The organism is Belnapia sp. (assembly GCF_059504005.1).
On sequence record NZ_JCACHU010000065.1, the window covers coordinates 1 to 6,575 of the forward strand.

Consider the following 6,575-nt stretch of genomic DNA (forward strand, 5'->3'; position numbering starts at 1 on the left):
CACTCATAGGCACCTCCTCTCGGACGTGCTGACCGCAGCAGCTTACTCCCTTTCAATGAGGGTCAATAATGCCTCGCCCGAAGATGGTGCATTCTCAATACGATAAAGCTTGAGGGTTAAATCGGGCTACCCTCAAGGTTCGGAGAGTCTCCAGCATTTTGGAGAGAAAACCCGCATCCGTTCCGCCGCCGCACCATCAAGGTTGCCGCAGAAACCGAGGCAAAACCTGCGCCTCAGCGCGGTGCCCTGGTCAGGAGAGACAAGTTGTGAGGAAGCCGCTTGGAGCAGCGGTGGGAACTGGGGAATGAAAGTCTCTGAGGGTGAGCCCCTGCTGAACCCTGTCGCATCATGGTCCTTTTGCGAAACTTGGGCAGGAGGCTGCTAGCCAAGGTAATGCTTGCATGTGGTTCGCCTGCCAGTTTAGAAACTCAACCATAAGTCGGACTTCACGTGTTCGTTTTGATTTCGAGCAGATGTTGCAGGATCACCACATGTTCTGGAAGGCAGGCGCTTCCAAAGCGCTAGGTTGGGTATCCGATTTTGCTGAGATACTCCTGGGCAGCACGTTCCGCGTTACAGTTGGTGGGCTAGCTCCCGAGCGCCTCGAAGGAGGAGACGGGGTCGACGTCCTGATCAGCTTGGCCGGCGACGACACGCTCGATGGTGGCGCGAATAGTGACATCCTGCTTGGTGGACGCGGTGCAGACGTCTTGATTGGAAGCGCAGGGCGCGACGCCTTGTGGGGTGGTCCTGATGCAGACCTCTTTCGGTTCGCGTCGGAGGACGCCGCACAGCCTAAGGCTGATGTGGTGGTCGATTTTTCTCAGGCTAATGGCGACCGGATCGACTTGTCGGCTTTCAGAGACGTTGATCCATGGTTGCCGGGAGAGCAGGGCTTCGATTTTGTGGGCGATGTGACGGGTTTGATCCGACCTGCGGTGTACACTCCCGGCGAGGTCACTTTCGTCCACACAGGAGACTTCACGCTAGTTACAGCTAATGTCGACGGTGGGGTCCTGCACATTCAGGTGGCCGGTCGCATTGACCTTGTGGTGGATGACTTCCTCTTCTGATGGGGCCTCTCCAACAGCAATCTAGTCGGCGGGCCGCGCCCGTGGTCGGCCGACGGCGAAGTAAGAGTCTGTACGCGAATAGATCCCTTACTGCGCCTGGGTTTGCGCGACGAGCCGGCGTGAGATGATGGAGATCATCGCAATCCAGACGTGCGCGGCGAAGAGGTCGTGCGCACGGCCGTACACGATGTTGAAGCGCCGGTAGCGGCTGACCCAAGCGAACAGCCGCTCGACGACCCACCTGATTCCGTTCGGCAGGAAGCGGCCGTCCGGTCGGGATGCTCGCTGCCTTCGCGCGTCTTGCGGTTGGCCTGCAGGCTGAACTTCTCCTGCGCCAGCAGCTCGCCCACCACCGTGCGGCTGACCGGATGGCCACGCTCGGTCAGCGCCGCCGCCAGCCGCCGCAAGCTCTTGCAGGTCCAGCGCAAGGGAGACATCGGGTCGCCCCGAGCCTCGGGTTCCACCAGCGACAGCAGCGCGGGCAGCAGCCCAGGGTCGCGCGTTACGGCCGACTTGCCGCCGCCGCCCTGCCTGCGCACCCGTCCCGGCGGCAACTCGCCTGCCAGATCCTTCAGGCCACGGCCGATCGTGCTCGCCGCCAGTCCTGTCGCCCGCGACACCGCCGCAATCCCGCCATAGCCCGCCGCACGGGCCTCCGCGTGCCGCCAGGCGAGACCGAGACGTGGATGTCGTGCCCGAGCGCCGCCGCGGCGAAGGGCGCGCCCTTGAAGCCGCTGTCGCCCAGCAGATCCCCCTGGAAGCCGAGCGCGGCGAGCCGCGGCAGCATCGGCAGGATGCTCGTGCGGTGGTCCGTGTCGGCAGGATGCAGCTTGAGGGTAAGCGAGGCCTACGGACCCTCGCGGCCTTCGCTTGACGTTGTGCCGTTTTCATCGGCGGCCCAGCGCCACGGCATGAGCTCGTCGATGCGGCTGTTGGGCCAGCCGTTGACGAGGCGCGTCAGCACCTCGGCGAAGTAGCGCTGCGGGTTGACGCCGTTCAGCTTGCAGGGCTGGATCAGAGAGGCCACCGCTGCCCATCTGGCGCCGCCGTCATCGCCCGAGGCGAACAGCGCGTTCTTGCGGCTGAGGCAGATCGGGCGGATGGCGCGCTCCACCGTGTTCGTGTCGAGCTCGATCCTGCCGTCCTCGAGGAACCGCACCAGGCCCTCGCGGTGGTTCAGCGCGTAGCGGATGGCCTCCGCGGTCGGGCTGCTGCCCGGCAGTCGCGCGAGTTGCACCGCTAGCGGATGGTGGCATTCTTAGGGCCCGTCCGCCGATAAGTGAATCGGCTCGCGGCTGAGGGCACGAGGCGGGGATTCTCCTCTCGGGCGTGGTGCCGTAGCGTTCTGGGATGGTTGATGCTGAGGCGATCCGGGCGCGCTTCCTGGAGCTATCGGTGCATTTGGACGAGCGTGGTCGTCGGCTGTTGGCAGCCTCGGAGGCCCGCGCGGCGGGCTATGGCGGGATTGCGGCGGTGTCGCGGGCGACAGGACTGGCGGCGAGCACGATCGGCCGTGGCCTGAAGGATCTGGCAGGCGAGTTGCCGCCGGGACGGGTGCGCAGGCAGGGCGGCGGCGGCAAGTCGGCCGTAACGCGCGACCCTGGGCTGCTGCCCGCGCTGCTGTCGCTGGTGGAACCCGAGGCTCGGGGCGACCCGATGTCTCCCTTGCGCTGGACCTGCAAGAGCTTGCGGCGGCTGGCGGCGGCGCTGACCGAGCGTGGCCATCCGGTCAGCCGCACGGTGGTGGGCGAGCTGCTGGCGCAGGAGAAGTTCAGCCTGCAGGCCAACCGCAAGACGCGCGAAGGCAGCGAGCATCCCGACCGGGATGCGCAGTTCGCCCACATCAACGCCAGCGTGGCGGCGGCGCTGAGGGAGCGGCAGCCGGTGATCTCGGTCGACACCAAGAAGAAGGAACTGGTTGGCGACTTCAAGAACGCGGGCCGCGAGTGGCGGCCACAGGGCAACTCGGAGGAGGTGCGGGTGCACGACTTCCTGCAGCCCGAACTCGGCCGCGCGGTCCCCTACGGTTCCTACGACTTGGCGGCCAATGCGGGCTGGGTCAATGTCGGCATGAACCACGACACTGCCGCCTTTGCGGTGCAGACCATCCGCCGCTGGTGGCACGACCTCGGCCAAGTCCGCTATCCCGCCGCGGGGCGTCTGGTCATCACCGCTGATGGCGGCGGCAACAACGGCTGGCGCCTGCGGCTGTGGAAGGCCGAGTTGCAGCGCCTGGCCGACGAGATCGGGCGCGACATCGAGGTGCACCACTTGCCGCCCGGCACCAGCAAGTGGAATGCAATCGAGCATCGCCTGTTCTCGTTCATCAGCATGAACTGGCGGGCCAGGCCGCTGGTCAGCTACCGCGTCATCGTTGACCTGATCAGCGCCACCACCACGCGCACCGGCCTGACCGTGCATTGCGAGCTCGACGAGAGCCACTACCCCAAAGGCATCATCGTCTCCGACGAGCAGATGGCCTCCCTCAACATCAGCCGCCACGACTTCCATGGCGAATGGAACTACACCATCTACCCCAGCAACAACCTAGATCGAGCGGTTATCCGCTGACGGACCCTTAGTGTCATCTGATTGTGTGAGGCATTGTCAGATTGTCGGGACTGACAGGGCCCAGAATCCCGCCCCGGATCCATGCCGCAGCGTGTAGTCTTTCGCCGCAAGCCGCATCTCAGCTTGCCATTCAGAACCATAACGCTGGTGAAGGAGCGCCCAATGAAAATCATCCGTTCCGGAGGTGAATTTGATGGCCGATCCATAGAGGACATCACCGCCAAATGGTGGCAGTGGGCCGTGCATCTTCCCGACGATGCCAATCCATTCGAGGATCTGACCGGAGGCTTCGCGCGTCTCGGGGACAGGGGCGACCTCTTCTTTGCGGCCGGTGTCGGAGGTAACACGGACAACGACCCGGACCCCAGCGTGGCCACCGTCATCCGCAGCTTCACGGTCGAGGAGGATCAGCTGCTCCTGGTCCCGGTCATCAACTGGATGAGCAATCTTCCGACGCGCCAGGAGCGGTTGGACGAAGTCGACCTGGTGAAGAGCTTCATCACCCATGTCTCCGCGGAGATCGACGGCAAGGCGGTGCGGGGGCTGAGCGCCGACTCTGACAAGTTCTACTTCCAGTCGGATGACTTCAAGATCTCCCCGATCGGGGAGGACGAGACCGGCTCCGACCTCGATGTGTTCGCTCTGCCAGCCGGGGAAAAGTTGCCGGCGATCGCGGCGGGCTTCTATCTTCCTATCGAGGACCTGAGGGAGGGGAAGCACACGATCCACTTCTCGGCCGGAGCGGACTTCAACGACGACCAGATCGACGACTTCGCCCTCAACATCACTCTTCTCGTCACCGTGCTGGACGAGGATTGCCACCGCGACCGACGCAATCCGGACCGCCACGAGTCCGACCACCATGACCACCGGCTTTGGGATGGCCACGGGCCGGACGACCATGGCCATCGGAACTCGGACCACCACGGGTCGGACTACTTGATGGACGCTTGAAGCCGAGCGGTGGTAAAGCCCATCGGACAGATCCGGGGCGGACATGGTGTCCGGCCCGGAACCGGCCGGCCTCTGCGGCAGCTGTGGAGCCCGGTGCCTCCGAAGCCCGACTTGGCGGGTTCTCACGCAGCCGAAGCCAGCGCGGCTTCTTCCGCCTCTACCTTCGTCCGAGCGGAGACAGTGCAGCCGGGTTTTGGCACGCCGGCGGGCGACCTGAGCGGCTCGTCTATGTGGGGCAGACCGGCCGGACCCTGCGCGAGCGCCTGCTCTCGCTCGGCGCCGGCATCAATGCCGAGGAGTGCCCGTTCAACGACCCTCACACCGCGGCGCCCCATCTCTGGCTGCTACGGCGGCTGGACGGCACTCAGCTCGAGTGCTCAAGCGCCCATGTCGCGGGCGACGTGCAGGTGCTCCGCGGCACAGAGGACATGCTGCTCTGGCGGCACCGGGTCGAGACCGGCCTGTCGACGGAGGCGAACTACGGCCGCTTCTACCCAGGCTACTTGCGGCCAACTAACCGCTGGGTCGTGCGTGGCGGGACGTCACAGACCCGGACACCTGGCCGCCGCGCCGAGCCCTTGGTGGATCCGGCCGGCGCGGTGGACTTCTCGGCCAGCCAACCCGCGCTTTTCGGGCCCGGCGGCCCCCTAGACGCGCCGTGGTGGCAGAGCGCGCCGCTGACCGCCTTCCGCGCCCTGCCGCCGGGTCCTCCGGTCTACGCGATCCACGAGCTGGGTTCGAGGGAGCCGGTCTACGTTGGCGAGACCTCCGCACTGCAGCGTCGTGCGGCGAGCCACTCCGCCGGGTCCTGGCCGCTGCAGGAGCCGATCATCGCCTTCATGCCGTTGCCCACGGGGACGTCCAAGCACGTGCTGCGTGAGCTCGAGAGCGATCTGCTCGGCTGGCACTTCTGGCAGACCGGCCAAGCGCCGACGCTGCAGTACGCCGAAGCCACCCGGAAGAGGGCCACCGCTTGAGCCACGTCACCGCCGTGGTGCTAATGCTGACGAGTTTGCATGCCACCGCTGGCCGATCTCGTTTCGGTACTGACAAATCTCGGTACTTTTGTGTAATGTAGGGACGAGATTTGCCGGAGGTACGGCCATGGATGTTAGCGACGACCTGCTTGTGCCGACTGCAGCCGACGAAGAGGCTCGCGCCTCACCGATAGTGAAAAGCCTCGCGGCTGTTGTGGGCGCCATAGCATGTGGCGACGGGCTGGTGTCACCACGACGCTTTGAAACAGCCATTGCAGCAGCCCAGGACATTGGCAACGTGCTAGGCGAACCCAACCTAACTCGGGTGCTCGCACTTCGAGCGCTATCCTCGCCCCAAGACATGCACGCATGCCGTCGCCACATTGAAGCCCCTTGCGCAAGACCTTTCTGCTCCCGACCGAGCTGTCGTCATGCGCTCGCTTGCGGGACTCCTCGGAGATGACGCAAAGCCGGCCGTCGCCGCTCTAGCGCCGGAGCTCGCCGCTGCACTCGGTGTGCCCCTGCCAGATCGGCTCCGACGCGACGGGCCGGGCATCCGTGATGCGTTGAGCGAGTGGGCTGACCGGATGAAACGGGTAGTCCGTGCCGAGCCGCAGCTTGTCGCCGCGGCACGTGGGTTCGTCGCTGACTTTGGTGAGCTCCGACTTGCTAACGCCATCGCCGAGGCGCAGCGGACCAGCGACACTGGCACCCTCGCCAGCGCGCTGTGGCATGCGGCCGAAGCAGTACGTGGCCAAGCCGAGGTCGTCACGCGAGCCGCGCAGAAGCAGGCCGATAATCTAATGATGGCCAAAGAACTGGATGTGGCCGCCGATCGGATCGAACAAGTAGCTAAGCAGCGCTACGCCGCGATGACGCGTCGAGCAAAGATGATGAAGCGCCACTTGCGCGAGGATCTGCATGCGCTTGTCGAGGACGCCTCTGAGAGCCCGTCCGAGAAGTTTATGAGCGTGCCAAGCGCCTTGCCATCAGCTTGATC

6 protein-coding genes and 2 pseudogenes are annotated in these 6,575 nt (G+C 65.0%); 5 read left to right on the forward strand and 3 right to left on the reverse strand.

Going from position 1 to position 6,575, the window contains the following annotated elements; genetic code table 11:
• Positions 1–401: 401 nt before the first annotated feature.
• Positions 402–1,073 carry a M10 family metallopeptidase C-terminal domain-containing protein gene (locus tag AC5JJ1_RS10175; protein WP_495785005.1) on the forward strand — a complete coding sequence of 224 codons (672 nt, stop codon included), beginning with the start codon at positions 402–404 and terminating at the stop codon, positions 1,071–1,073.
• 263 nt (positions 1,074–1,336) lie between these two features.
• On the opposite strand, the pseudogene AC5JJ1_RS10180 reads toward AC5JJ1_RS10175, so the two are convergent.
• The 3 genes and pseudogenes from AC5JJ1_RS10180 to AC5JJ1_RS10190 all read right to left on the reverse strand — a co-directional run.
• Positions 1,337–1,630: pseudogene (locus AC5JJ1_RS10180) on the reverse strand (ISAzo13-like element transposase-related protein); the annotation flags it as partial.
• A 14-nt stretch (positions 1,631–1,644) separates the two neighbouring features.
• Positions 1,645–1,860, reverse strand: coding sequence for a hypothetical protein (locus tag AC5JJ1_RS10185; RefSeq protein ID WP_495785006.1), 216 nt, complete (start codon positions 1,858–1,860; stop codon positions 1,645–1,647).
• A 60-nt stretch (positions 1,861–1,920) separates the two neighbouring features.
• Positions 1,921–2,316, reverse strand: a pseudogene (locus AC5JJ1_RS10190) (IS66 family transposase); the annotation flags it as partial.
• A gap of 107 nt (positions 2,317–2,423) precedes the next feature.
• Here AC5JJ1_RS10190 and AC5JJ1_RS10195 point away from each other — a divergent pair.
• From AC5JJ1_RS10195 to AC5JJ1_RS10210, 4 genes are all read left to right on the forward strand, one after another.
• Positions 2,424–3,644, forward strand: a complete 1,221-nt coding sequence (locus AC5JJ1_RS10195) for an ISAzo13 family transposase (protein ID WP_495785007.1) — start codon at positions 2,424–2,426, stop codon at positions 3,642–3,644.
• A 162-nt stretch (positions 3,645–3,806) separates the two neighbouring features.
• On the forward strand, positions 3,807–4,598 hold the full coding sequence (locus AC5JJ1_RS10200; RefSeq protein ID WP_495785008.1) for a hypothetical protein: 792 nt from the start codon (positions 3,807–3,809) through the stop codon (positions 4,596–4,598).
• Positions 4,599–4,828: 230 nt separating this feature from the next.
• The gene (locus AC5JJ1_RS10205) at positions 4,829–5,575 is read left to right on the forward strand and encodes a GIY-YIG nuclease family protein (RefSeq protein WP_495785009.1); all 747 of its coding nucleotides are present in this window, start codon (positions 4,829–4,831) and stop codon (positions 5,573–5,575) included.
• 587 nt (positions 5,576–6,162) lie between these two features.
• On the forward strand, positions 6,163–6,573 hold the full coding sequence (locus AC5JJ1_RS10210) for a hypothetical protein (RefSeq protein WP_495785010.1): 411 nt from the start codon (positions 6,163–6,165) through the stop codon (positions 6,571–6,573).
• Positions 6,574–6,575 lie beyond the last annotated feature (2 nt).